Origin of the sequence: uncultured Oscillibacter sp. (assembly GCF_910584465.1) — a bacterium.
GTDB lineage: Bacteria > Bacillota > Clostridia > Oscillospirales > Oscillospiraceae > Oscillibacter.
This window is the reverse complement of the sequence record NZ_CAJUBK010000042.1, coordinates 1-22,749: the sequence shown is the minus strand read 5'-3', so window position 1 is coordinate 22,749 and position 22,749 is coordinate 1. Positions and strand designations below refer to the sequence as shown.

Below are 22,749 nucleotides of genomic sequence, written 5' to 3'. Positions count from 1 at the left end.
ACCAGGTGGCCACTCCCATGGAGCTGTACAACAACCCCATCGACCTGGAGGCCGCCGACTTCATCGGCAACCCCCGGATCAACCTGGTCCCCGGCAAGGCCGAGATGAAGGACGGCCAGCTGGTGGTCAAGAGCGAGCTGGGCGGCCACACCTTCCCCGCCGAGCACCTGACCAAGGAGCAGAAGCCCTCCAGCGGCGAGTTCGACTGCGTGCTGGCCATGCGCCCGGAGCAGATCCTCATCTCCCGGGAGCCCGTGGAGGGCGCCCTCCCCGTCACCGTGTACGCCAGCCAGCCCGCCGGTTCCGAGACCATCGTCACCCTGAAGGCCGGCGAGGACGAGTTCCTCTCCAAGGAGCTGGGCCAGGCGCACTACGACATCGATCAAAAGGTCTGGGCGATCATTGACCAGGACAAGATCAACGTGTATAATAAAGAGACCACCCGCCTCATCAAGCGCGCGGTGTGACCCCCTCCCCCCGATAGACGAAGAGGCGCATCGCGGGACGCTCCTCCTTGCGCCGCTTTGACTATAATACCCGAAATCCCCCAAAACGAAAGGAGAAGATCCGATGAAGAAGAAACTCTTTGCACTGCTGATGGCTCTTGTGATGGTCCTCAGTCTGGCCGCGTGCGGCGGCGACGACGCCGGCTCCTCTGCCGACAACGGCGGCCAGACCGCCGGCGACACCGGCTCCACCGGCGGCGACACCGGCAGCGGCGGTGACGCTGCCCCCGCCGAGAGCGGCCTGAAGCTGGGCTACAGCCTGGCCACCAACACCAGCGTTTACGGCCCCTATTGGGACGAGTGGAGCGACATGACCGACGAGGAGCTCTATGAGCTGGCGAAGCAGGAGGACACCACCATCAACGTCTACGCCACCTCCTCCAAGATGCTGAAGGCCGAGGAGCCCTTCGAGGAGATGTATCCCGAGCTGGATCTGGTGGTCTCCGACCTGGACTCCGACGAGGTCCTGAGCAAGGCCAAGATCGAGAACGAGACCGGCAACATCACCGCCGACGTGCTCCAGACCAAGGACGTCAACGGCGAAGTCTTCCACGAGTACTATGACAACGGCGTCATCGAGCCCTTCTATCCCCGCGACATCTGCGAGCACATCTCCGAGGAGAACCTGAAGTACAGCTATCCCCTGTATTCCTCTCAGGCGTTCTGGTACTACAACACCGAGGCGTTCCCCGATGGCCAGCCCATCCACAGCTGGTGGGAGATCATCGAGAAGAACGATGACGGCAGCCAGAAGTACGCTCTGTACACCAAGGAGATCGGCCAGGAGACCGCGTACCTGTCCCTGTTCGCCAGCTTCATCAACAACGCGGACGAGATGGCCCAGTCCTACAAGGATACTTACGGCAAGGACCTGGAGTACACCTATGACGCTTCCAAGTTCGCGTTCGAGGTCCCCGAGAACAACGCCGGCGTGGAGTACCTGTGGCGCTTCACCCAGGCCGAGATGACCTTCATCGGCGACGGCGACGAGCTGGTGCTGGCCGTCCATAACTCCACCGCCGACAAGCCCGCCCTGGCCCTGGCCTCCGCCGGCAAGATCGAGAACCGCGAGGAGTCCGGCTACAACATCGATTGGTGCATCAACCTCAGCCCCTACACCGCCCTGCTGAACACCGAGTCCATGTTCGTGGTCCAGGGCTGCAACAGCCCTGCCGGCGCGCGTCTCTTCATCCGCTACATCACCGGCGGCGCCGACTGCCAGAGCGGCGGCCTGAAGCCCTTCACCAAGGTCGGCAACTGGCCCCTGCGCGACGACTTCGTGGACGAGAAGAACCCCGCCAAGCTCCCCGAGCTGGGCGCCCGTACCAACGACCTGGTCGCCATCTACGAGATCTATCCTGACGTGCAGGATATGTGGATGTATTGGCTGAACCAGTGACCGGTAAATAAAGCATATCGCCGTGTTTCACAGCTGAGCTGGGCGGGCGGCCATGAGGCCGCCCGCCTTTTTTCCAAGAAGCTGTATTCAAAGGCGAGAACTCCCATACGCTTTCCCGCCTATGAACACAGCTTCTGAGTAAGGAGGATCCTATGGCAAACCCCATCCGGCAAAAAGAGATCGACGAGCGCATCGGCAAGGCCGCCGACAGCTTCTGGGGCGCGTTCCAGATGACGGAGAACGGCAAGGTCAAGAGCACGATCCTGCTCTACTCCTTTTGCCTCTGCTGGGTGCTGGCGGCCCTGTACGGCGGCTGCTTCGCCCTGCTCACCCGTCCGCTGGATGCCCTGCTGGCCGGCGCCGGACTGCCCGTGCCGCTGGTGAACGTCATCGAGGCCCTGGTCCCAGCCATCGCGGGAACGGCGGTCGCCTCTCTGGTCTGGCTGCTGCCCGGCGACAAGCGGCTGCTCCCCGCGGGCTACCTTTGGCTGACCCTGCTGATGCTGGCCTGCCTGATCGCGCTGGTCATCATGATGGGCCTGGAGAGCGCCGGGCTGATCCTCCAATTCTTTGGGATGTTCGTGCTGGCCCCCCTTGTCCTGGGGCTGGGCTCGTCCCTCCTGGCATACTATCTATATTGGAAAAAAAGGCCCCCTGCCGAAGAGCCGGCAAGGCCTTGGAAAAGGCAGTGAGGATTATGATCGATACCGTATTGTTCGACATGGGCGGGACGCTGGAAGACATCTGCATCGACGAGGAGAGCAAGGTCGCCTCCGCCGAGGGCGTCCTCCGCATCCTGGAGGCCCATGGCCACAGCTTGTCCCTGGACGTTCCCGCCGCCATCCAGGCTTTTGCGGACGGCTGGGACCGCTACGCCGCTTACCGGGGCCCCACGAACCGGGAGCTGAAACCTGAGGAGATCTGGGGGGATTACATCCTCCCGCCGCTGGGACTGGACTTCGAGACCGTCAAGCCCTTCGCCGAGGAGCTGGCCCACATGTGGGAGGTCACCCATTACCACCGGGGGCTGCGCCCGCATGTGAAGGAGATGCTGGAGGGGTTGAAGGGCCTGGGCATGAAGCTGGGCGTCATCAGCAACACCGCCAGCCTCTATCAGGTCTTCGACATCCTGGACGAGTACGGCATCCGGGACTATTTCCAGGACGTCACCCTCTCCTCCGTCACCGGCTACCGCAAGCCCGACCCCAACATCTTCCTGGTCTCCCTGAACCAGATCCGTTCCGACCCGAAGACCTGCGCCTATGTGGGCGACACCTATTCCAGGGACGTGATCGGCCCCCAGCGCCTGGGCTTCGGCGCCACGTTCCACATCCACTCCTTCCTCACCCAGTCCCGGGACACCGACGTGCCGAAGGACGTGCGGGCCACGTACTCCATCGAGGACATCTATGAGGTATACACCATCCTGAAGGAGCAGGCGGGCGGGAAGGAGGTCATCGCGTGAGGTTCACCTTCAACCACTTCAATTTCAACGTCAGCGACCTGGAGCGGTCCCTCAAGTTCTACAAGGACGCCCTGGGCCTGGAGCCCATCCGCCGGAAGGAGGCCGAGGACGGCAGCTTCGTCATCGTCTTCCTGGGGGACCGGAGGACCACCTTCCGCCTGGAGCTGACGTGGCTGCGGGACCATCCCCAGAAGTACGACCTGGGGGAGTGCGAGTTCCACCTGGCCATGAAGGCCGAGGACTACGAGGCGGTCCACGCCAAACATAAGGAGATGGGCTGCGTCTGCTTCGAGAACCCTGCCATGGGCATCTATTTCATCAGCGATCCGGACGGGTATTGGATCGAGATTGTACCCTGACGGACACGATACCGGCGCGGAGGCGGCGGACGGGGATCCCCCCTTCCGCCGCCTCCGCGTCTTCTGGAAAAGCCTTGCATTGACAGGAAAGTTCTGTTATAATCGGGTTGAAAAACAAAAATGCGGCAGCCTGCGGGTGTTAGCAGCACCCGCAAGCCTGCACAGGTGCTATTACCACCTACACAACGGCCTTAGGCCGCACCGCATGGGATATTATACGACATTCCGGCCCTCCACGCAAGGGGTGGGTTTTGTTATTGTATCCTTTATGCCCGTGTTCGCATGAGAGCGTCTGCTTCTTACGCTGTGTAGGGCCTCGACCTGCATGGCGTTTTTGTTTTTCACCCGGCGGACCAAGGGGGCAGAGCGCCCCCAAGGCCGCTGAGGTGAGAACATTGGAACGGAGAAACAGTATGCTGATACTCGGGAACGCGGCATTCGGGCATATGGAGACCGGGGACGAGGGGAAGTATCTCGTCCCCGGGCGGCCCGACAGTACATGGTCGGTGGCCGTCATGCTGGACTTCCAGAACGACAGCGAGAAGACCATCCAAAGCGCGGCTTTTTCTTTCCTGCCTTACGGCGCTTCCGGCTGCACCGCCTCCTGTGAGGCCGGCGGACGGCCGGAGGCGCGGCTGAGGCTCACCGGGGCCATCGAGCCGAACGAGATCCGGCGGCAGGTCTATTGGGAAAACGTTTGGAGGAGCCGGGGGATCTCTCACGTGAAGCTGGTGAAGATCGAGATCACCTACACGGACGGCAGTATGGAGACCCTGCGCGGACGTCAGATCCATTACGCCATCGCCTGAGGGCGGAGCCGGCGGGCCATGAGGCCCGCCGGCTTTGCTCAAAGCGCCGAAAGCGCAGTGGAGGCTCCACCGGCGGGAAGGAGGAGCGTTTTACGGACGGGGCCCGGGAAGGGCCCCGTCCCCTTTATCCAAGCGCCACCCCGACCACCAGGAAGACCATGGTCAGCAGGAAGAAATACAAGATCAGCTTCCAGACGTACTTGACCCATTTGTCATAGGGCACATGGCCCAGGGCCAGGGCGCCCATCACCACCGCCGCCGTGGGCGTGATGATGTTCACCAGCCCGGAGGCGGACTGGAAGGCCGTCACCACCATCTCGCCCCCCACGCCCGCGAAACGCCCCAGCGGTGCCACGACGGGCACGGACAGCGTGGCCAGGCCGGAGGAGGAGGGGATCAGCACGGTCAGGGGCAGGTAGATCAAATAGACCAGCACCACGAAGCTGACGGGCCCCGCCCCGGAGAGGGCCTCTTCCCCCCAGTGGAGGATGGTGCCGGTGATCTGCCCGTCGTTCATCAGCACGGTGATGCCGCGGCTGATGCCGATGATGAGGGCCACGCCCAGTAGATCCGCGCAGCCCGCCACATAGGTCTCGGCGAGCTCCTCCTCGCTCATGCGGTCGATGAGGCCGATGATCACCCCGCCCGCCAGGAACAAGGCGCTGAGCTCCGGGAACCACCAGCCCAGGACCGGCAGGGGCAGGCCCATCTCGTCGAAGGGGATGACGCCGTAGACCATCACCAGGAAGGTGAGGGTGAAGAGGGCCATGATGAGCTTTCGCCGGGGGGTGAACTCCACGGCCTGCTCCATGTTGGCCTGGAGCTTCCCCGCGCCCACGCCCACGACGGAGCGGGAGGGATCCTTCTTCACCCTGGCGGCATAGGCCATGACGAACCAGATGGCGGCGCTCTCGAAGACGATCCACTGGACGGCCCGGAGGAGGATGCCGTCCCCCAGGGACACCCCGGCGAAGCCCGCCGCGATGCCCGTGGCGAAGGGATTGACGGTGGAGCTGATGATCCCCGCCCCGGCGCCCAGGAGGATCACGGAGATGCCCACCACCGCGTCGTAGCCCGCCGCCAGGAAGACGGGGATCAGGAGGGGGTAGAAGGCCATGGTCTCCTCCCACATGCCGTAGGTGGTGCCCCCCAGGCCGAAGGCCAGCATGAGGATGGGGATCATCCATTTCTCATTGCCGCCCAGGCGCTGGATGATGCGGCCCACCCCGGCGTCCACGGCCCCGGTCTTCATGACCACGCTCAGGAAGCCGCCCACCATCAGGATGAAGACGCACACGTCCACCGCGTCGTAGAACCCGGTGAAGGCGGCTTTCAGCACCGCGCCGGCGCCCTGGGGGCTGGGGGAGACCGTGTGGTAGGTCCCGGAGATCGGCGTCTCGCCCGCGTAGTCATAGGCTCCCGCCGGGACCAGCCAGGTGCAGGCCGCCACCAGCACGATCAGCAAGAACAAGGTGGTGTAGGCCGTGGGCATACGGAACTTGGATCTTTCCAAAGGGACCGCCCCCTTTTATTTGCCGATGGTCGCGACCAGGACGGCCTTGATGGAGTGCATCCGGTTCTCCGCCTCGTCGAAGACCACGCTGTGACGGCCCCGGAAGACCTCGTCCGTGACCTCCCGGATGTCCACGCCCTTGTCCTGCCACTCCTTGGCCAGCTTCGTCTCGAAGTCGTGGAAGGAGGGCAGGCAGTGCATATAGAGGACGTCGGGGTTCCCCGTGGCCTTGAGGGTCTCCTCCGTCACCCGGTAGGGGGCCAGCAGGGCGGCCCGCTTGGGGATCAGCTCCTCCTCGCCCATGGAGGCCCAGATGTCGCCGTAGATCATGTCGGCCCCCTTCAGGTCGGCCATGTTGTCCGTGATCTCGATGAGGCCGCCGGTCTCCCGGGCCTCGGCGAAGACCCGCTTGACCAGCTCCTGGTCCATCTCCTTCGCCAGCTCCTGGGGGCCCAGGCCCACGAAGTGCATGCCCATCTTCGCCGCGCCGATCATCCAGGCGTAACACATGTTGTTCCGCACGTCGCCGGGGAAGACCACCTTCATCTTGTTCAGGGGCTTGCCGCAATGCTCCTCCAGGGTCATCATGTCCGCCAGGATCTGGGTGGGATGGTCCCAGTCGGTGAGGCCGTTCCAGACGGGGACGCCGGACCATTTCGCCAGGTCCTCCACGACCTTCTGCGCGTAGCCCCGGTACTCGATTCCGTCGAAGAACCGGCCCAGGACCTTGGCGGAGTCCTCCAGGGATTCCTTCTTGCCCATCTGGGAGCTGCCCGCGTCCAGATAGGTGACATGGGCGCCCTCCTGGGTGGCGGCGACCTCGAAGGAGCAGCGGGTGCGGGTGGAGGTCTTCTCGAACAGCAGCACGATGTGCTTGCCCTTCAGCGCGGGGTCGCAGATGCCGGCCCGGCGCTTGGCCTTCAGATCGTGGCCCAGGTCCAGCAGGAAGCGGATCTCCTCCGGGGTGAAGTCTTCCAGAGTCAAGAAGCTCCGGCCTTTCAGATTGACAGCCATAGTGGTGATACCTTACCTTTCCTTTTTTGTCATGGGGATGCGCCTGCCCCGGCGGGCGGCGGCGTCCTTCAGGGGTCCGCCCGCCAGAGGGGCATGCTCATGCACCGGGGACCGCCCCGGCCCCGGCTCAGCTCCGCGCTGGGGATGGTGTGGACCTTGATGCCGGTCTCTTCCAGGGACCGGTTCGTCACGTAGTTCCGGGAGTAGACCACCACCTCGCCGGGGGCGATCGCCAGCGTGTTGCTGCCGTCGTTCCACTGCTCGCGGGCCGCGTCCACCTCGCTGCCCCGGCCGCACTCGATCAGCGTCACATGGTCCAGGCCCAGGTGCTCTTTCAGGATGTCCTCCAGGCGGCCGTCCTCTTCCTCGATCTTCATCTTCCGGTCCTCGCCCAGCGACATCACGTACACCGTGATGCTGGAGAGGATGTTGGGGTGCACCGTGAACTTGTCCCGGTCCACCATGGTGAACACCGTGTCCAGGTGCATGAAGGAACGGCTCTTGGGGATGTTGAAGGCCAGGATCTTCTTAAAGCTCGTCCGGTCGTAGGTCAGGACGGCCTCCGCCAGCGTGTCGATGGAGTCCCCCTTCGTCCGCTGGGAGATGCCCACCGCCAGGACCTCCGGGCTGAGGATCAGGATGTCCCCGCCCTCCAGGGACGAGACCTCGCCCCGGTCGTACCAGCGGGGCGCGTGCTTATACTCCGGATGGTGCTCGAAGATGAACTTGCCGAACAGGGTCTCCCGGTCCCGGGTCTCGGTCAGCATCTTGTGGATGGAGACGCCGGTCCCGATGGTGGCGAAGGGGTCCCGCGTGAAGTAGAGGTTCGGCATGGGGTCCACCACGAAGGGATATCCGTCCCCGGCGGCGGAGAGCAGGTCCGCCAGCTTCTCGCTCTCCCCGTGGAGCTGGTTTTTCCGCACGCCCGCCATCATGGTGGAGACCATCTGCTTGTCCGGCATCCTGCCGAGGTACTCCCCCAGCAGCACCCGGCTCCGGTGGTCCTTGATCCCGGCTTCGTCCAGGAACTGGACCACCAGCTCCTTGCGCACCTCGTCGCTGGTGATGGAGGCCACCACCATATCCGTGAGGTAGAGGACCTCCACCCCCTGCTGGCGGAGGCAGTCGGCGAAGGCGTCGTGCTCCTTCTGGGCCTCCCGCAGATAGGGGATGTCGTCGAAGAGCAGCCGCTCCAGGTATTCCGGCATCAGGTTCTCCAGCTCCTGCCCCGGCCGGTGGAGCAGGACCTTTTTCAGCCGCCCGATCTCCGAGGTGTTATGGATCCCGGTTTCCAAATCGGATCACTCCTTTTTCAGTCCAAGTCGTCAGGTGCTTTTAGGGTCCCTGCTTTTCGCGTTTTCATACGCGGGGGAGAAAAAATGCTGTTTGAAACGTGAGATGCCATATTGCCAAATCCCCGCCGCCGGGGTATACTTCTCCATGAGCATCATCGAAAAGGGGAGTATCGCTCCATGATCGAAGAGAAGACGTTTTACCGGGCCTTTTTCGCCCTGACGCTGTCCCTGGCCCTGCAGAACCTATTGACCTTCGGCGTGAACCTGATGGACACGGTCATGCTGGGCCGCTACAGCCAGGAGGCCATGAGCGGCGTGAGCCTGTGCAACCAGATCCAGTTCCTCCTCCAGATGCTGGTAGGCGGCGCGGGGGAGGGGGCCGTGGTGCTGGGGTCCCAGTACTGGGGGAAGGGCAGGCTGGAGCCCATCCCCAGCATCATCGGCGTGGCCCTGCGGTTCGGGGCGGCGCTGTCGGCGCTGCTGTTCGCGCTGGTGCTGCTGTGGCCGAGGCAGCTGCTGGGCCTGCTGTCCAACGACGATGCCGTGATCGCCCAGGGCGCGGCGTATTTCCAGATCATCTGCTTCTCCTACATCATCTTCACCGTCACCAATATCCTGGTGGCGTCCCTCCGCTCCGTCGGCGTGGTGAAGATCGGCTACGTCATCTCCTTCTCCACGCTCTGCATCAACGTGACCCTGAACTACCTGCTGATCTACGGCAATCTGGGCTGTCCGGAGCTGGGCGTCCGGGGAGCGGCCATCGCCACGCTGGTCTCCCGCTGCGTGGAGCTGGCGATCGTCGTATACTATTTGAAGTACCGGGAGGAGAAGCTGGACCTCACCCTGAAGAAGCTGATCTTCATCGACACCAGCTACCGCAGGGACTATGACAAGGTCTCCGCCCCGGTGCTGGTGAACCAGGCCCTCTGGGGCGTGGCCCAGATGGTGCAGACCGGCATCCTGGGCCATCTGGGGGGCGACGTGACGGCGGCCAACGCCATCGCCGTCCAGGTCTATCAGGTCCTCTCCGTGGTGGCCTACGGCGCGGCCTCCGCCGCGGGCATCGTGGTGGGGCGGAGCATCGGCGGGGGGCGGCGGGACGCCCTCCGGCCTCTGGTGAGGACCCTGGAGGTCCTGTTCACCGCCATCGGGCTGGCCTCCGGCGCTTTGATCTTCCTGGCCCGCCTGCCCATCCTGGCGGTCTTCGGCGGCACGCTGACGCAGACCGCCCGGCGGCTGGCGCTGCAGTTCATGGCCGTCATCGCCGTGACCACGGTGGGCACCTCTTATCAGATGGCCTGCGACACCGGCATCATCCGGGGCGGGGGAGACACCGCCTTCAGCGCGAAGATGAACCTCATCAGCATGTGGGGCATCGTGGTGCCCTTCTCGGCCATGGCGGCCTTTTGGTGGAGGAGCCCGCCGGCGGTGGTGTTCTTCCTGCTGAAGTGGGACCAGATCTATAAGATCGTCCCCGTGGCCCTGCGGCTCCACAGCTGGAAATGGGTGCGGAGCGTCACCCGCCCCGACGGGGCGGAGACGGCCCCGTGACGGAAAAAAGGAGGAAGCTCATGTCCAAACCGAACGCCCCCAAAAGGCCCGCCGACCCCAGGGCCCGCGCCAATATCTACGGCCTGGCTGCGCTGTATCTGGCCTATCTCTTCTACAAGATCGCCAAGCCCTACCTGACCCACGACCCCTACGGCCCCACGACCAACCAGTTCCTGCTGGGCACGGCGGTCCTGGGCGGCGGCGCCGTGGGGCTGGGCATCCTGGCCTGGAGGATGTACAAGGCTCCCCGGCCGGAGGAGCCCATGGAGGGAGACACCGCCCTCCCGGAGGAAGCCGGAGGAGACGGCGGGGAAGACGGATAAGGAAAGAGGAAAGGCAGGTCCCGTATCTCACGGGACCTGCCTTCGTTCACGGGGAAACCGGTCCGATGGGGAGGAGGGGCGCGCGGGAGGCCGGGGCCCCTGCGCCGGCCCGGTCATGCCGTCGTGCCCCGGGGGAAGCGCTCCCGCAGGAGACGGAGCATGTCCTCCGGCAGCGGGGCGGTGAGCTCCAGCCGCTCCCCGGTGACCGGGTGGACCAGCGTCATCCCGCAGGAGTGGAGGGCGGGACGGGGGATGAGGTCCCGGTCCTCCGTGCCATAGAGCCAGTCCCCGGCCAGGGGACAGCCCAGGTGGGCCATATGGACCCGGAGCTGGTGGGTCCGCCCGGTCTCGGGCCGGAGGGCCAGCAGGGACAGGCCGTCCCCCTTTGCCAGCACCCGGTAATGAGAGATAGCGGGCGCGCCGTCGGGCCGGACCTCCCGGGCGACGGCGGAGCCCTCGTCCCGCCCGATGGGAGCGTCCACCGTCCCCCGCTCCGGGACGGGACAGCCCAGGCAGACGGCCCGGTACTCCCGGCGGAAGGCGTCCGTGTGGAGCTGGCGGCGGAGCCGGTCGTGGATGTAGCCGCTCTTGGCGATGGACATCAGGCCGGTGGTGCCCTTGTCCAGGCGGTTCACCGGATGGAAGATGAGATCCGCCCCCCGGCTCCAGGCCAGGGCCCCCGCCACGGTGGGCGTGTCCGGCAGGAAGTTGGAGGCGTGGGCCGTCATGCCGGCGGGCTTGTCCACCACCAGCAGATGCTCGTCCTCCCAGACCACCGGCAGGGGCCACGCCCCCGGCGTGATGAGGGCCTTAGGGGGGCGGGCGTCCCGGGTCTCCACCTCCAGCACGTCCCCCGCCCGGAGGACGTGGGGCGTGTGGACGCGCAGGCCGTTGACCCGGATGAGGTCGCCCCCGTGGGCCAGCCGGGAGACGGCGTGGGAGGAGAACTGGAGCTTAGCCCGGAGGATGTGCCGGACAGTGGCCCCGTCCTCCTCCGGCGGGATGAGACGCGTGATGACTGCCATGACGCCCCCCCTATTCGACGCACCGCCGCTGGCGGCTGAGGTCCAGGCGGACCAGGGTGCCCTGGCCGGGGCGGGAGGTGATGGAGATGCCGTGGTTCAGCCGGTCCATCACCTGGCTGCACAGGTAGAGGCCGATGCCGGTGGACTTCTTATCCTCCCGGCCGTTGTAGCCGGTGAAGCCGTTCTCGAAGACCCGGGGCAGGTCCTCCGGCCGGATGCCGATGCCGCTGTCGGCGATGACCAGGGTCTCCCCGTCGCCGAAGATGCGGATGCGGCCGCCCTCCGGGGTGTATTTCAGGGCGTTGGACAGCAGCTGCTCGATGACGAAGGCCAGCCACTTCTCGTCCGTCAGCACCGTCTTCCCCGTCTCCTGGAGGTCCAGGGAGATCTTCTTCAGGATGAACAGCCGGGCGAACTTCCGCACGGACTGGCGGAGCAGGCCGTCCAGGCCGCAGCTGCGCAGGACGTAGTCCGTGGTGTCGCTGCCCAGGCGGAGATAGCCCAGGACCATCTCCACATACTGCTCGATCTTGATCAGCTCCCCCTCCAGCTCCGGCCGGGGCTCCTCCTGGAGCAGCAGGCGCATGGCGGCGATGGGGGTCTTGATCTGATGGGCCCAGAGGGTGTAGTAGTCCGTCATGTCCTGGAGGCGGTTCCGCCCCTCCATGGCCAGGGCGGCCCGCTCCGAGGCCAGGTCCTGGAGGAGGAGCTGATAGTCTGCCTCCAGCAGCCCCCTGGGGGGCGGCAGGGGGAGGACCTTCTCCTTCACCTGGAGCCGCAGGCGCTCCAGCTCCCGGTGCCGCCGGAGGAACTGCCCGTACCCGGCGGCGAAGAGCGCCAGCCCCAGGGCGAGGCAGAGCACGAAGGCATAGCCCACCGACTCCAGCGGCAGGCCGTAGAGACTGAAGACGGCGGCGCAGATGCCCAGGCTCCCCGCCGACAGCAGCAGCAGCTTCCAGTGCCGCGCGAGATAAGCGCCCAAGAGCTTCATGCCGTCGCATCCTCCACCAGATAGCCCGCGCCCTTCTTGGTGCGGATGAAGTCCGGCAGGCCGGCGGCCTCCAGCTTCCGCCGGAGGCGGCCCACGTTGACGGACAGGGTGTTCTCGTCCACGAAGCTGTCCGATTCCCAGAGGGCCGTCATCATGGCGTCCCGGCTGACGATCTGCCCCTTCTTCTCCAGCAGGAGCTGGAGGAGCTTCCCCTCGTTCTTCGTCAGCTCCACCCGCTGGCCCCGGACCTCCAGCGTGCCGTTGGAGAGGTTCAGCACGGCCCCGCCGCAGGAGAGGAGCGCCGGGGGAGCCGCGGCGAAGTCGTAGGCCCGCCGCAGCATGGCCTGCACCTTGGCGGAGAGGACCTGGAGGTCGAAGGGCTTGGCCAGGAGGTCGTCCCCGCCCATCTGCATGGCCATGACGACGTTGACGCTGTCGGAGGCGGAGGTCAGGAAGAGGATGGGCGCCTTGGAGATCCGCCGGATCTCCTGGCACCAGTGGTAACCGTTGAAGAAGGGCAGGGAGATGTCCAGCAGCACCAGCTGGGGATCGAAGGCGGTGAACTCCTCCAGCACGGCGTCGAACCGCCGGGCGCAGGCCACCTGATAGCCCCAGCTCTCCAAGTGCCGCCGCACGGCTCCGGCGATGACGCCGTCGTCCTCTACGATGAAGATCCGATACATGGCCCTCCGCCCTCCGTCCTCATCCCTCCGCCCACCGGGAAAGATGTCATACTCACGATCGTCCTCACCATAGCACAAGCGGCAGATGCTGTCAAGCGGAGGGCGGAGGACTCCCTGTTCAAGCTGTATGTTGCTGGCCGAAACTTCGGCGATTCCATGAAAATAAGTTGCCAGGAAGTCCGTGCCATGCTATAATCAAAAAGATAAAGCAGAATTTGGAGGCGCTTATGCGGATGGAGAAGAAAACGAAACGACCTGGAATGGACCCTGTCGTTGCTTTAACACTGATTTTTATTGTACTCAAAGCAACTGGAGCGATCTCGTGGCCCTGGTTGTGGGTATTAAGTCCAATCTGGCTTATGTTCTTGTTTTGCGCCGTTATCTTTTCCGCCATTTTGATTGGCGGACGAATCGTTAAAGGAAAATGGTAACTTCCAGTCTATCGGGCGGTCACAATGCAAGGGTGACCGCTCGCTTTCAATATTTTGACGAACACTTTTGAAAAATAGCTGTTAGCAACACAGATTTTGAACAGGGACGCGGAGGACCTTGCTTTGGCCGCGGCCGGGCCTGGGACCGCTGTCAAGCGGGCCTCCCGGCCCCGGCTGCGGGGCCCGGACGGGGGAAAGAGCAGGGCCCGGCGTGAGCCGGGCCCTGCTCAGAGTGCTGGGAAAAGGATGGGAGCCTCATCGACGGGAAGGAGGAGCGTTACGAGAGGGACCCAGGAGGGGTCCCTTTCGTTTTCAATAAAAAAGTTTCCAGGACTTTTTCGAAAGTCCTGGAAACTTGCCCAGAGTGCTCAGGTGACGGTGAAGCGCTTCGAGACCGTCTCGGAGGCGTAGCGGGCGTAGATCTCGGGCCGCTCCTCCTTGAGGGCTTTCGTGTCCAGCCGGGTGCTGGCGACGGTCCGCCAGGTGACCTTGTAATGCACCGTCTCCACCTGCTCCACGCCCCGGGCCTCCAGCTCTGCCTTGATCTCCGCCTCGATGGCCTCCGCGTCCTTTTTCAGCGCGTCCATGGTGTGGCGGCAGCGCCGGAGCTGGGCCAGCTTCTCGTCCATCTGCAGATCGTCCATAGCGTCCTCCCTCCCGTTCGGCATGATACAGCTTATGAGAGGGAGGGGACGGCTATGACGGGGATCTACAGCCGGTGGTCCCGCAGGAGGCGCTTGGCCTGTTCCCACAGCTCGTCGCTGACGGTCTGGACCACGGCCACCTTCCGCACCAGCTCCGGCAGGGCGGCGGTGAGCTCCGCCTCCACCAGGGTCTCGTTGGTCAGGTCTGCCGAGGGGCACCCGGCGCACTGGCCCAGCAGCTTCACGTACAGCACGCCGTCCTCCCAATGGTCGACCTGGATCTCCCCGCCGTGGGCCCGGAGGCTGGGGCGGACCTTCCCGTCCAGGACGGCCTCGATCTTCTTCATGTCCTCAGTCATGGCTCTCCTCCTGTCCGGCCGCTCTCGCGGCCTCGATCTCGTTCCGGATGCGGCGCCGGGTGTCGTCGAACAAGAGCTCCCGGTTGTGGCGGAAATAGGCGTCACAGCCGAACTGCTCGATGGACCAGCTGGTGTCCGGCCCGGCGGTGAGCTCGGTGACGAAGATCACCAGCTCCTGGCCCTGGCCGAAGGTCTCCTCTAAGAAGGCGAAGGCGTGGTCCATCTGGGCCCTGCCCTCCCGGGCCAGGGAGGCCCGGCGTTCCACCTCCTGGTCGAACCAGCTCCGGACGGCCTCCATGGCCTCTCCCGGAGCGCCCGGGTCCCCGCCGGCGAGGCGGCGGCGGTAGTCCTCCAGGGCGGCGATCTCCATCTGGGCCAGGGCCTGGCTCCGCTTGTCCGACTGGCCCGCGTCACGGGAGCGCTTCAGGGCCTCCCGGCGCTGCCGGACCAGGGCCTCCAGTGTCCCCACGGGGGCTCCCCCGGCGGCGAGGGACTCCTTGAACGCGGTCAGGGCGGCGTGGAGGCGTTCGCACAGGGCGTCCTGGCGGCGGGTCTCCCTGGCGGCCTCCGACAGGCGGGAGAGGACCAGGCCCATGACGGACAGCTTCTCGTCGAAGGGCGCGGCCTGGAGCTCCCGGACGGTGATGGGCTGCCAGGTCCCCCGGAGGATGTCGTCCACGTGGTAGATCCTCTGATACTTGTCATAGAGCTCCAAGTAGCCCGCGAAGTCCCGGGCGATGCGGGGGAGCTGGATGTATTGGCCCACCACCTCCCGGCCCGCCTTGAGGCCCAGGGCCTCATAGGCGGTCAGCAGTTCGCTCAGATCCTCCCAGCCCCGGGCGGTGGCGAACTGGATGCCCTCCGCGGTGGTCTCCACCCGGTAGAAGTTCTCCTTTTTGATGTCCAGATAGGACACGACGGCCCCATGGAGGCCCTTGGCCCGGGCGTACTCCTTCCAGACGGCGAAGTCCTCGGTCACGTCGATGCGTTTCACCCGGTCCAGGGTGACGACGTCGAAGTCCCGGACGGAGCGGTTGTATTCCGGCGGGTTCCCGGCGGCGGCGATGAGCCAGCCCTCCGGGAGGCGCTGGTTGCCGAAGGTCTTGCACTGGAGGAACTGCAGCATCATGGGGGCCAGGGTCTCGGAGACGCAGTTGATCTCGTCCAGGAAGAGGATGCCCTCCCGGAGCCCGGTCTTCTCCATCAGCTCGTAGACGGAGGCGAGGATCTCGCTCATGGTGTACTCCGTGACGGAGAACTCCTCCCCGCCATAGGTGCGCTTCACGATGAAGGGCAGGCCCACGGCGCTTTGGCGGGTGTGGTGGGTGATGGTGTAGGACACCAGGCCCACGCCGTTCTCGGACGCGGCCTGCTCCATGATCTGGGTCTTGCCCACGCCGGGAGGGCCCATCAGGAGGATGGGCCGCTGGCGGACCGGGGGGATGAGGTAGTTCCCCAGGGGATCTTTCGCTAGGTATGCCTTCAGGGTGTCGGCGATCTCTTGCTTGGCTTGTTTGATGTTCATGTCATCCTCCATCGCGTCAGGGACTCCAGCATCTCACGGGGACGGGGCGGCGGGCTCTCGGCGGCGTATCCCAGGGCCACCGCCGCCGCCAGGGCCCCCGGCCCGCCCAGCCATCCGTTCAGCGCGTCATAGGCAAAGTAGGTATCGCAGATCCAAAGGCTCCCCAGTCCCAGGGCCGTGGCCTGGAGGGACATGTTCTCGATACAGGCCCCCAGGGACTGGGCGCTGCAAAGCTCGAAGACCCGCTCGTCCGCGGTCAGGGCCTGCCTCGGGTCCCGGGCCAGGGGATCTGTGACGAAGACGACCACAGGAGCCTGCTCCATCACCGCCAGCGTCCGCCTGGCCCCGCTCAGGAACGGGGCGCTCTCCGGCAGGAGGGGGCGGCGCTCCTCTTCCGCGAGGCCCTGCGCCATGGCGGCCAATGCCGCCGCCTTCCCCGCCCCGGCGGTGACGGTGAAACGCCAGGGCTGGCGGTTTTTGGCCGAGGGCGCCAGCGCCCCCGCCCGCAGGACGGTCTCCACGTCCTCCTTCGAGACGGGCGTGGGGAGATAGGCGCGGATGCTGCGCCGGTCTACGATCTCAGGGAGCATAGGCCCCTCCTTATCCTCAAGATCAAAGCTGCGGCAGCTCGCTCAGGTCGATCTCCTCCGGGAGCTGCTCCGCGGCCCGCTCCAGATCCGGGGCCTCCAGCACCAGCCGGATCGCCCAGGGGGGCGTCTTCACGCTGAGGGGCGGCTCTCCCAGGAGGACGAACGCCGTCTCGTAAGGCGTCCGCTTCTCCGGATAGATCCCCATCCCGTCGGTGAAGTACACCAGTCCCCGGAGGCTGGTGAACGCCCCCGCCTCCTGGAGCTTCGCCACATGCTCGAAGACCGGGCGGAAGTCCGTGGCGCTGCCGCCCGTCAGCTCGAAGCGCTCCATATATCCCCGCAGATCCTCCAGATCGCGGATCGCCGTGTCGGAGCGGACCTGGTCGTCGCATTGTATGATGCGGATGTGGACCTTCCGGGTGAAGGTCCCGGTGCTTCGCAGGATGGCATAGGTGCACGCCAGGAACTCCCGGACCTGCCGGCCGGAAGTGGACATGGAGGTATCCACCGCGATGACGAAGTCCTCGATCCGCTTGTCCTCCCGGGTCTCCGGCGGTTCCACCAGGGGCATGTTGCCATAGAGCCGCAGGCCATAGGAATAAAAGCCGTAGTCGAACGCGTCGGCGTCCACCGCGGCGGTCTCCCTCGGCGCGGCGAAGCGGCGGAGGAAGGCCCGGTAGTCCACGTCGTCCCGGACGGCCACCCGGATCTGCTCCAGCACGGCCTCGCCGCCGGCCCCCCTGTCCGACATGATCGTTTCCATCCCGGTCTGGGTCTTGCCGGCTAGGTCCTGCCACGCCTGGTCCTGGCGCCGGCTCCGCTCCCCGCCGTCCCGGTCCTCCGGGGCCCAGAGGCCGTGGTCGTCCACCAGGAACGCCCGCTGGAGCTGGGCGGTCTGATACTCCGGGAGCCCCAGGCGGAGGAGGCGGCGGTAGATGCCCTCCGCCGTCAGGACGGGCATGTCCCGGCGGCACTCGCCGTAGAACTTCTGCTTCATAGGGGGGTGCCCGGCGTTCAGGCAGGGATAGTCCAGCTCGTCCAGGATGCTCTCCACCGCCGCGTCGCAGCTGAGGTCCCACAGCTCCGGGATCTTCCCCCGCTTCTTCGCCAGGTGCCGGAGCATACAGTGGAGGACCACGTGGAGATAGGCCCGGTCGGTCAGGACCCGGCTCCTGAGATACCGCTCGGCCAGCCAGGCCCCGTCGTAGTACAGCGTCTCGCCGTCGGTGGCCAGGGACACCGTGACCCCGCCGCCGGGGGCGAACGCCAGGGCGCAGAGGGCCGCGTCCAAATAGGGGAGCTCCATATACAGTTCGTTCCGGGAGGCGAAGAGGATGTCCCGCCCGATCCCGGTGAAGTCCTTTCGTTCCATAAGTCCCTGCCTGCCTACAGTGTGAAGGATCTCCCCAGCCCCGCCGGGGAGCGCCGGTGCTGTTCTTCCAGCAGCACGGCCAGCGCCGCCGTGTCTCCCAGCTCCCGCGCCTGGGCGCAGGCGGCGGAGAGGGCCTCCCGGTCGGGCCGGATCTGCGCCAGGAGGAAGGGGAGGGACGCCGCGTCCTGCTCCGCCAGGAGGAGGCCCAGGGCGTCCGCGGCGCGGGAGCGGAGATAGGAGCGGTACTCCGCCGCCGCCGCGTCCGACAGCTCCACGGGCCAGCGGAGGCGGTACCAGGCCAGGCGGAGGGCGGCTCCCTCCTCGTGCTCCATGCCCAGGAAGCCCCGCCAGAGGGCGTCGTACTCCTTCAGCCGCAGCTTCTTCTGCCGGAAGCCGTGGTGATAGGGATAGCCCGCGCCGGAGATGGAGTAGTCGAAATGGTGGGCGGGGCAGTTCTCCTCGTAAAGCTCCGTGTATTCCGGGAACAGCAGCCGGGTGGTCACGCCGCCGGGGCCCCGTATGGTCACGTCCAGCTCCCGGGAGAGTTCCCCGGCGAACCAGGCCAGGGCCTCCCCCTGGTCCGGGCCGGTCCGGGTCAGGTGGAGGGTGTCCAGGCTGCGGCAGTTCATCAGGGCCCCGCCGCCCCAGCGGACGATGCCGTCGTGGATGCGGAGGGTCTTCAGGGCGGAGCAGTTCAGCAGGGCGTAGTCCCCCATCGAGAGCAGGCCCTCCGGAAGGGAGAGGTCCCGGAGGTCCCGGCTGTCCCACGCGTCCTCTCCCTCCGTCCGGCCGCAGACGATCAGCAGGGCCTCCGCGCCGGGGGGCGGCGGGTCCGCCTGCCGCGCCGGAGCCAGGGCGTGGTCCCCCAGCGCCGTCACCGGCAGGCCGAACAGCCGGTCCGGCAGGACCGCCCTGCGGTCGCAGGTCCCGGCCCGGAGGATGGCGATATGCCCCGCCTCCCGGCGGACGATCAGCTTCCAGTTGCCGGCGCCGCTGATGGTCTGCATGACGCATCCCCCCTTTTTCCACGAGGTAGTATACCACACTTGGGATGGTTTTCCTAGGGCGGTCTCCAAAAATACGGAGGAAAGTTCGGCGGTCCGGGGAGCGCGCCGCCGCTGACGGACAGCGGCCCGCGTGCTCCGCCCGGCCCGGATCGCTGCCGCCGCCTCCCGCGCGATCTTTGGAGGCCCCGGGAAAAAATTTTTTGCTCCGGGCTATTGACAAACTGTTTATTCTGTGTATACTGTATATGTACAGTGAAACGGAGGGACGTCATGGAGATCATCATCCGCAACACCACCAACGCACCCATCTATGAGCAGATCTACTCTCAGCTCAAGGCCCAGATCATCGCGGGGGCGCTGTCGCCGGGGGAGGCCCTCCCCTCCATCCGGGCGCTGGCGAAGGACCTGAAGATCTCCGTCATCACCACGAAGCGGGCCTATGACGAGCTGGAGGCCGAGGGCTTCCTCTACACGGTGGCAGGGAAGGGCTGCTTCGTGGCGGAGAAGAACCTGGACCTCATCCGGGAGCAGCAGCTCAAAGAGCTGGAGTCCCATCTGTCCGCCGCCGCCGGACTGGCAAAAAGCTGCGGCCTGTCCACAGGAGAACTGATCGATATGCTCCACGTTCTGCTAGAGGAGGAACCGATATGAATGCCATCGAACTGTCCCACATCAACAGATCTTTCGGCGAGTTCGCCATCCAGGACCTGTGCCTGAGCGTGCCCAGCGGCACGATCTGCGGCCTGGTGGGCGAGAACGGCGCCGGGAAATCCACGACCATCCGCCTTTTGATGGGCGCCCTGCGCCCCGACAGCGGCACGGCCAGGGTCCTGGGCACGGATGTGTCCAGCCCCGCCTTCCGGGAGGTGAAGGAGGATATCGGCGTGGTGCTGGACGAGGCTTACTTCCCCGAGACCCTCACCGCCGCCGAGGTGGGGAAGGTCCTGGCGAAGACTTACGCCCGCTGGGATCAGGGGGTCTACGACGGCTATCTCCGCCGGTTCGACCTGCCGGGGCGGAAGCCGTTCAAGGACTTCTCCCGGGGCATGAAGATGAAGCTGGCCATCGCCGCGGCCCTGAGCCACCGGCCGAAGCTCCTGGTGCTGGACGAGGCCACCAGCGGCCTGGACCCCATCGTACGGGACGAGGTGCTGGAGATCTTCAACGATTTCACCCGGGAGGAGGACCACTCCATCCTGATCTCCTCCCACATCCTCAGCGACCTGGAGAAGCTGTGCGACTATGTCGCCTTCCTCCACCAGGGGCGGCTGCTGTTCTGCGACGAGAAGGACCGGCTCCTGGAAGCCTACGGCGTCTTCGCCGGGACGGCGGAGCAGCTGGAGAGCCTCCGGGACGAGGCGGTGGTCGGCCGGGAGGGACGCGGCTGCGGCGGCGTCCGGGCCCTGGTCCGGCGCGGCGAGGTCCCGGCGGGGCTGGAGCTGGAGCGGGCGAGCATCGAGGATATCATCCTCTTCATGGTGAAAGGAGCGGGAAAATGAAAGCCTTGCTGTTGAAGGATCTTTGCGTGCTGTGGAAGCAGATGCGGATGATGCTGCTGATCCTGGCATTCCTGTCCGTGGTGGGCGGCGCGTTCAACAGTGTGTTCGTGGTGGTCTGGTGCGCGCTGCTGCCCTATACGGCCATCGCCTATGACGAGCGGAGCCACTGGGACCAGCTGGCGGCGATGATGCCCTTCTCCAAACGGGACCTCGTGCTGAGCAAGTATGTCCTGGGCTGGCTGTGCATGGCGGCGGCCACGGTGCTGAGCCTGGCGTTCCAGACAGCGGCGTTCGCGTTCAACCATGAAGCCCCCAGCCTGTCCGTCTGGTCGATGTGCTTTTTGGGCGGGGCCCTGGCCCTGGACCTCACGCTGCCCATGGTGTTCCGCTTCGGCGTGGAGAAGGGGCGCTGGGGCTTCATGATCATCGTCTTCGGCGTGGCGGTGCTCGGCGGCGTGGTCGCCGGGGCGGCGGAGGAGCTGCCCGGTATGCCCGTGCCCGCCATGGCCCTGCTGCCCCTGGCGGCGGTGGCCGCGACGGCGGTCTCCATCCCCCTTTCCATGAAGCTCTACCGGCCGGATAGATGACGGAGGGGATAGGACGCTGTGAAAAATACGCTCTGTTGTCCAAAGTGCGGCTCTGCAGCCGTCGTCCGAGTGCCGGACGACGCCCATCGGTACTTGGCGAACAGCATCTGCATCACCGGGACCTTGACCGTGAAGCGGATCCCCGTCGCCCGCTATGTCTGCCGCGGCTGCGGCTTCGTGGAGGAGTGGGTGGAGGACCGGCGTGGGCGGGACGAGATCGGGCGGGCCTGGGGCTGAGCCTCCGGGACAGATGAGGACAGATAAGGAAGGAGGCCCGGCGCAGTCTGTGACTGCGCCGGGCCTCAGAGCGTCGAAAGAGCAGTGGGACTTACATCGATGGGGAAGGAGAGCGTCATGGAAGGGGCCTAGGAGGGGCCCCTTCCATTTTGACCGGCCGGTTCAGCGCTGGAGGCTCCGCTGGAGGAGACCCATCAGGTCCTCCGCGTGTCCGTAGGACTGTTCGCTGAGGTCCTCGAAGAGCTTGGCGAGGCAGGGGTCCGTGGTGTCCTCGGCGGAGCGGGCGTAGTTCAGCCCGCTGCACGCGGCGGCGTGGTAGCGCTCCCGGAGGGCGGGGCACCAGCGGCCCACGTAGATGCGCTCCGTGCTGACGCTGGGGCGGTAGCAGGTCCCGGTGATGAGGTAGTGGACCGCCATCAGCTGCCGGGCCTGGGCCTGGAGGTCCGACGCGATGTCCCGCAGGACCTGCCGGGCCCAGGACGGGGCCTGCCGGACCAGGGCCAGGAGATACCGCCGGTCGGACAGCGCCTCCTCGATGTAGCCGGTGATGACGTCCAGCATCTCGGAAGCGGCGCTGCCCATGCAGCACGGATCCATCGACGCGCCGGGGAGCTGGCCCATCGGGCCCAGAGCGGGACCGGGCCCCGCCGGGACGGGGACGGCGGGGGGCTCCGGGACGGCGGTCTGGACGGTGACCGTCTGCTGGGCGGGGAAGGCCGGCGCCGGAGCGGACGCTGCGGGGCCGGCGGCGGCTTCCGACCGGGCGGAGATCGTCTGCCGGGCGGGGGCCGCCGGCTGGACGGGGGCCGTGGGCTGAGCGGAAGCCGTGTGCCGGACGGGGGCCGTGGGCTGGGCGGGAGCCGTACCCATGCCGGGGTAGGGCTCCAGGTTCGGGGCTACCCGCTGCCAGATGCGGTCGTATTGGCGGAAATCGTACACTTCCGGTCCATGCAAGATTTGTTCCATGAGGGGTCCCTCCTTTTCTCCACAGTCTATGCGGCAGTGGAAAGCTCTGTTACTGTTGCTCTTGCAACAGATAAAGGGGGCGTTTTTGGGTAAAATAGTGGAGAAGATCCCAGATCGTACATTGCATTCTTTTGCGGCATCTGGTAGAATGTTGTCCGATAAAGCGTTACCGAGCAAAGGAGGATCCCGATCCATGCTGGAACTGAAAGGGCTCAGCTACGCCGTCCAAGAGGACGGCGGGGAGCTGGGCATATTGAATGATATCTCCCTCACGGTGGAGGACGGGAAGCTGGTGGTCTTCACCGGCCCCAACGGCGGGGGCAAGACCACCCTGGCCAAGAGCATCATGGGCCTGGTCCGGCCCACGGCCGGGAAGATCTTCTGGGACGGCCGGGACATCACGGACCTGGGCATCACCGAGCGGGCCCGGCTGGGCATCAGCTACGGCTTCCAGCAGCCCCCCCGGTTCAAGGGCCTGACGGTCCGGGACCTGCTGACCCTGGCCAGCGGCGACCAGCGGCTGAGCAAGGACCGCTGCTGCCAGTACCTCACCCGGGTGGGCCTGTGCGCCAACGACTACCTGGACCGGGAGGTGGACG

Annotated in this window: 27 protein-coding genes; 14 read left to right on the top strand and 13 right to left on the bottom strand. The window is 65.8% G+C overall.

What is annotated here, in order from left to right; genetic code table 11:
- From QZ332_RS09890 to QZ332_RS09865, 6 genes are all read left to right on the top strand, one after another.
- Positions 1 to 467: TOBE domain-containing protein (locus QZ332_RS09890; protein WP_367116660.1), on the top strand; the 467-nt coding region annotated here is incomplete at its 5' end.
- 103 nt (positions 468 to 570) lie between these two features.
- Complete coding sequence (locus QZ332_RS09885) at positions 571 to 1,905, top strand: extracellular solute-binding protein (protein ID WP_295764848.1); 1,335 nt, start codon at positions 571 to 573, stop codon at positions 1,903 to 1,905.
- Between the two features lie 152 nt (positions 1,906 to 2,057).
- Complete coding sequence (locus QZ332_RS09880; RefSeq protein WP_295764846.1) at positions 2,058 to 2,597, top strand: hypothetical protein; 540 nt, start codon at positions 2,058 to 2,060, stop codon at positions 2,595 to 2,597.
- 5 nt (positions 2,598 to 2,602) lie between these two features.
- Entirely contained in the window at positions 2,603 to 3,370 is a 768-nt protein-coding gene (locus QZ332_RS09875; RefSeq protein WP_295764844.1) for an HAD family hydrolase, read from the top strand.
- Positions 3,367 to 3,729, top strand: coding sequence for a VOC family protein (locus QZ332_RS09870; RefSeq protein WP_295764842.1), 363 nt, complete (start codon positions 3,367 to 3,369; stop codon positions 3,727 to 3,729). Before QZ332_RS09875 ends, QZ332_RS09870 begins: the two co-directional genes overlap by 4 nt.
- 413 nt (positions 3,730 to 4,142) lie before the next feature.
- Positions 4,143 to 4,538: a hypothetical protein gene (locus QZ332_RS09865; protein ID WP_295764840.1), complete on the top strand. Its 396-nt coding sequence runs from the start codon at positions 4,143 to 4,145 to the stop codon at positions 4,536 to 4,538.
- 124 nt (positions 4,539 to 4,662) lie between these two features.
- Here QZ332_RS09865 and QZ332_RS09860 read toward each other — a convergent pair whose 3' ends face one another.
- The 3 genes from QZ332_RS09860 to arcA all read right to left on the bottom strand — a co-directional run bounded on the left by QZ332_RS09860 (position 4,663) and on the right by arcA (position 8,360).
- The gene (locus QZ332_RS09860; protein WP_295764838.1) at positions 4,663 to 6,051 is read right to left on the bottom strand and encodes a YfcC family protein; all 1,389 of its coding nucleotides are present in this window, start codon (positions 6,049 to 6,051) and stop codon (positions 4,663 to 4,665) included.
- Positions 6,052 to 6,066: 15 nt separating this feature from the next.
- Positions 6,067 to 7,065 carry an ornithine carbamoyltransferase gene (argF, locus tag QZ332_RS09855; protein WP_295764836.1) on the bottom strand — a complete coding sequence of 333 codons (999 nt, stop codon included), beginning with the start codon at positions 7,063 to 7,065 and terminating at the stop codon, positions 6,067 to 6,069.
- Between the two features lie 68 nt (positions 7,066 to 7,133).
- Entirely contained in the window at positions 7,134 to 8,360 is a 1,227-nt protein-coding gene (gene arcA, locus QZ332_RS09850; protein WP_295764834.1) for an arginine deiminase, read from the bottom strand.
- 177 nt (positions 8,361 to 8,537) lie between these two features.
- Here arcA and QZ332_RS09845 point away from each other — a divergent pair, with 177 nt between their 5' ends.
- Together QZ332_RS09845 and QZ332_RS09840 are read left to right on the top strand one after the other, a co-directional pair.
- Positions 8,538 to 9,911 carry an MATE family efflux transporter gene (locus QZ332_RS09845; RefSeq protein WP_295764832.1) on the top strand — a complete coding sequence of 458 codons (1,374 nt, stop codon included), beginning with the start codon at positions 8,538 to 8,540 and terminating at the stop codon, positions 9,909 to 9,911.
- Between the two features lie 20 nt (positions 9,912 to 9,931).
- On the top strand, positions 9,932 to 10,234 hold the full coding sequence (locus tag QZ332_RS09840) for a hypothetical protein (protein ID WP_295764830.1): 303 nt from the start codon (positions 9,932 to 9,934) through the stop codon (positions 10,232 to 10,234).
- Positions 10,235 to 10,347: 113 nt separating this feature from the next.
- Here QZ332_RS09840 and QZ332_RS09835 read toward each other — a convergent pair whose 3' ends face one another.
- Genes QZ332_RS09835 through QZ332_RS09825 form a run of 3 tightly spaced genes read right to left on the bottom strand, consistent with a single transcriptional unit; the run spans position 10,348 to position 12,933 of the window.
- Entirely contained in the window at positions 10,348 to 11,259 is a 912-nt protein-coding gene (locus tag QZ332_RS09835; protein ID WP_295764828.1) for an RluA family pseudouridine synthase, read from the bottom strand.
- 10 nt (positions 11,260 to 11,269) lie between these two features.
- Positions 11,270 to 12,250 (bottom strand): sensor histidine kinase, encoded by a 981-nt coding sequence (locus QZ332_RS09830; protein WP_295764826.1) that lies wholly within the window; start codon positions 12,248 to 12,250, stop codon positions 11,270 to 11,272.
- The gene (locus QZ332_RS09825) at positions 12,247 to 12,933 is read right to left on the bottom strand and encodes a response regulator transcription factor (protein WP_295764824.1); all 687 of its coding nucleotides are present in this window, start codon (positions 12,931 to 12,933) and stop codon (positions 12,247 to 12,249) included. Before QZ332_RS09825 ends, QZ332_RS09830 begins: the two co-directional genes overlap by 4 nt.
- 233 nt (positions 12,934 to 13,166) lie before the next feature.
- On the opposite strand from QZ332_RS09825, the gene QZ332_RS09820 reads away from it, so the two are divergent.
- Positions 13,167 to 13,364, top strand: coding sequence for a hypothetical protein (locus QZ332_RS09820; protein WP_295764822.1), 198 nt, complete (start codon positions 13,167 to 13,169; stop codon positions 13,362 to 13,364).
- A gap of 368 nt (positions 13,365 to 13,732) precedes the next feature.
- Here QZ332_RS09820 and QZ332_RS09815 read toward each other — a convergent pair whose 3' ends face one another.
- The 6 genes from QZ332_RS09815 to QZ332_RS09790 all read right to left on the bottom strand — a co-directional run bounded on the left by QZ332_RS09815 (position 13,733) and on the right by QZ332_RS09790 (position 18,861).
- On the bottom strand, positions 13,733 to 14,008 hold the full coding sequence (locus QZ332_RS09815; protein ID WP_295764820.1) for a hypothetical protein: 276 nt from the start codon (positions 14,006 to 14,008) through the stop codon (positions 13,733 to 13,735).
- Between the two features lie 65 nt (positions 14,009 to 14,073).
- Positions 14,074 to 14,367 (bottom strand): NifU family protein, encoded by a 294-nt coding sequence (locus tag QZ332_RS09810; RefSeq protein ID WP_295764818.1) that lies wholly within the window; start codon positions 14,365 to 14,367, stop codon positions 14,074 to 14,076.
- On the bottom strand, positions 14,360 to 15,892 hold the full coding sequence (locus QZ332_RS09805) for an AAA family ATPase (protein WP_295764816.1): 1,533 nt from the start codon (positions 15,890 to 15,892) through the stop codon (positions 14,360 to 14,362). The genes QZ332_RS09810 and QZ332_RS09805 overlap by 8 nt, the downstream gene beginning before the upstream one ends.
- Positions 15,889 to 16,482 carry a nitroreductase family protein gene (locus QZ332_RS09800; RefSeq protein WP_295764814.1) on the bottom strand — a complete coding sequence of 198 codons (594 nt, stop codon included), beginning with the start codon at positions 16,480 to 16,482 and terminating at the stop codon, positions 15,889 to 15,891. Before QZ332_RS09800 ends, QZ332_RS09805 begins: the two co-directional genes overlap by 4 nt.
- A gap of 22 nt (positions 16,483 to 16,504) precedes the next feature.
- Positions 16,505 to 17,854, bottom strand: a complete 1,350-nt coding sequence (locus tag QZ332_RS09795) for a DUF2201 family putative metallopeptidase (protein ID WP_295764812.1) — start codon at positions 17,852 to 17,854, stop codon at positions 16,505 to 16,507.
- A 14-nt stretch (positions 17,855 to 17,868) separates the two neighbouring features.
- Positions 17,869 to 18,861 carry a hypothetical protein gene (locus QZ332_RS09790; protein WP_295764810.1) on the bottom strand — a complete coding sequence of 331 codons (993 nt, stop codon included), beginning with the start codon at positions 18,859 to 18,861 and terminating at the stop codon, positions 17,869 to 17,871.
- A 270-nt stretch (positions 18,862 to 19,131) separates the two neighbouring features.
- Here QZ332_RS09790 and QZ332_RS09785 point away from each other — a divergent pair, with 270 nt between their 5' ends.
- The 4 genes from QZ332_RS09785 to QZ332_RS09770 all read left to right on the top strand — a co-directional run bounded on the left by QZ332_RS09785 (position 19,132) and on the right by QZ332_RS09770 (position 21,184).
- Positions 19,132 to 19,512: a GntR family transcriptional regulator gene (locus QZ332_RS09785; RefSeq protein ID WP_295764808.1), complete on the top strand. Its 381-nt coding sequence runs from the start codon at positions 19,132 to 19,134 to the stop codon at positions 19,510 to 19,512.
- Positions 19,509 to 20,360 (top strand): ABC transporter ATP-binding protein, encoded by an 852-nt coding sequence (locus QZ332_RS09780; protein ID WP_295764806.1) that lies wholly within the window; start codon positions 19,509 to 19,511, stop codon positions 20,358 to 20,360. Before QZ332_RS09785 ends, QZ332_RS09780 begins: the two co-directional genes overlap by 4 nt.
- The gene (locus QZ332_RS09775; RefSeq protein ID WP_295764804.1) at positions 20,357 to 20,947 is read left to right on the top strand and encodes an ABC-2 transporter permease; all 591 of its coding nucleotides are present in this window, start codon (positions 20,357 to 20,359) and stop codon (positions 20,945 to 20,947) included. The genes QZ332_RS09780 and QZ332_RS09775 overlap by 4 nt, the downstream gene beginning before the upstream one ends.
- Before the next feature lie 93 nt (positions 20,948 to 21,040).
- Positions 21,041 to 21,184, top strand: coding sequence for a hypothetical protein (locus QZ332_RS09770; RefSeq protein ID WP_295764803.1), 144 nt, complete (start codon positions 21,041 to 21,043; stop codon positions 21,182 to 21,184).
- A 162-nt stretch (positions 21,185 to 21,346) separates the two neighbouring features.
- Here QZ332_RS09770 and QZ332_RS09765 read toward each other — a convergent pair whose 3' ends face one another.
- The gene (locus QZ332_RS09765; protein ID WP_295764800.1) at positions 21,347 to 22,150 is read right to left on the bottom strand and encodes a ferritin-like domain-containing protein; all 804 of its coding nucleotides are present in this window, start codon (positions 22,148 to 22,150) and stop codon (positions 21,347 to 21,349) included.
- A 193-nt stretch (positions 22,151 to 22,343) separates the two neighbouring features.
- Between QZ332_RS09765 and QZ332_RS09760 the strand changes: the two genes are divergently transcribed.
- A partial coding sequence (locus tag QZ332_RS09760) for an ATP-binding cassette domain-containing protein (RefSeq protein WP_295764797.1) occupies positions 22,344 to 22,749 on the top strand: 406 nt, incomplete at its 3' end.

What these genes read in the sequence shown, in the direction of transcription:
- QZ332_RS09885 (WP_295764848.1), top strand. Translation starts at nt 571, where the DNA reads ATGAAGAAGAAACTCTTTGCACTGCTGATGGCTCTTGTGATGGTCCTC.
- QZ332_RS09880 (WP_295764846.1), top strand. Translation starts at nt 2,058, where the DNA reads ATGGCAAACCCCATCCGGCAAAAAGAGATCGACGAGCGCATCGGCAAG.
- QZ332_RS09875 (WP_295764844.1), top strand. Translation starts at nt 2,603, where the DNA reads ATGATCGATACCGTATTGTTCGACATGGGCGGGACGCTGGAAGACATC.
- QZ332_RS09865 (WP_295764840.1), top strand. Translation starts at nt 4,143, where the DNA reads ATGCTGATACTCGGGAACGCGGCATTCGGGCATATGGAGACCGGGGAC.
- argF (WP_295764836.1), bottom strand. Translation starts at nt 7,065, where the DNA reads ATGGCTGTCAATCTGAAAGGCCGGAGCTTCTTGACTCTGGAAGACTTC.
- QZ332_RS09845 (WP_295764832.1), top strand. Translation starts at nt 8,538, where the DNA reads ATGATCGAAGAGAAGACGTTTTACCGGGCCTTTTTCGCCCTGACGCTG.
- QZ332_RS09840 (WP_295764830.1), top strand. Translation starts at nt 9,932, where the DNA reads ATGTCCAAACCGAACGCCCCCAAAAGGCCCGCCGACCCCAGGGCCCGC.
- QZ332_RS09835 (WP_295764828.1), bottom strand. Translation starts at nt 11,259, where the DNA reads ATGGCAGTCATCACGCGTCTCATCCCGCCGGAGGAGGACGGGGCCACT.
- QZ332_RS09830 (WP_295764826.1), bottom strand. Translation starts at nt 12,250, where the DNA reads ATGAAGCTCTTGGGCGCTTATCTCGCGCGGCACTGGAAGCTGCTGCTG.
- QZ332_RS09825 (WP_295764824.1), bottom strand. Translation starts at nt 12,933, where the DNA reads ATGTATCGGATCTTCATCGTAGAGGACGACGGCGTCATCGCCGGAGCC.
- QZ332_RS09820 (WP_295764822.1), top strand. Translation starts at nt 13,167, where the DNA reads ATGGAGAAGAAAACGAAACGACCTGGAATGGACCCTGTCGTTGCTTTA.
- QZ332_RS09815 (WP_295764820.1), bottom strand. Translation starts at nt 14,008, where the DNA reads ATGGACGATCTGCAGATGGACGAGAAGCTGGCCCAGCTCCGGCGCTGC.
- QZ332_RS09810 (WP_295764818.1), bottom strand. Translation starts at nt 14,367, where the DNA reads ATGACTGAGGACATGAAGAAGATCGAGGCCGTCCTGGACGGGAAGGTC.
- QZ332_RS09805 (WP_295764816.1), bottom strand. Translation starts at nt 15,892, where the DNA reads ATGAACATCAAACAAGCCAAGCAAGAGATCGCCGACACCCTGAAGGCA.
- QZ332_RS09800 (WP_295764814.1), bottom strand. Translation starts at nt 16,482, where the DNA reads ATGCTCCCTGAGATCGTAGACCGGCGCAGCATCCGCGCCTATCTCCCC.
- QZ332_RS09795 (WP_295764812.1), bottom strand. Translation starts at nt 17,854, where the DNA reads ATGGAACGAAAGGACTTCACCGGGATCGGGCGGGACATCCTCTTCGCC.
- QZ332_RS09790 (WP_295764810.1), bottom strand. Translation starts at nt 18,861, where the DNA reads ATGCAGACCATCAGCGGCGCCGGCAACTGGAAGCTGATCGTCCGCCGG.
- QZ332_RS09785 (WP_295764808.1), top strand. Translation starts at nt 19,132, where the DNA reads ATGGAGATCATCATCCGCAACACCACCAACGCACCCATCTATGAGCAG.
- QZ332_RS09780 (WP_295764806.1), top strand. Translation starts at nt 19,509, where the DNA reads ATGAATGCCATCGAACTGTCCCACATCAACAGATCTTTCGGCGAGTTC.
- QZ332_RS09775 (WP_295764804.1), top strand. Translation starts at nt 20,357, where the DNA reads ATGAAAGCCTTGCTGTTGAAGGATCTTTGCGTGCTGTGGAAGCAGATG.
- QZ332_RS09765 (WP_295764800.1), bottom strand. Translation starts at nt 22,150, where the DNA reads ATGGAACAAATCTTGCATGGACCGGAAGTGTACGATTTCCGCCAATAC.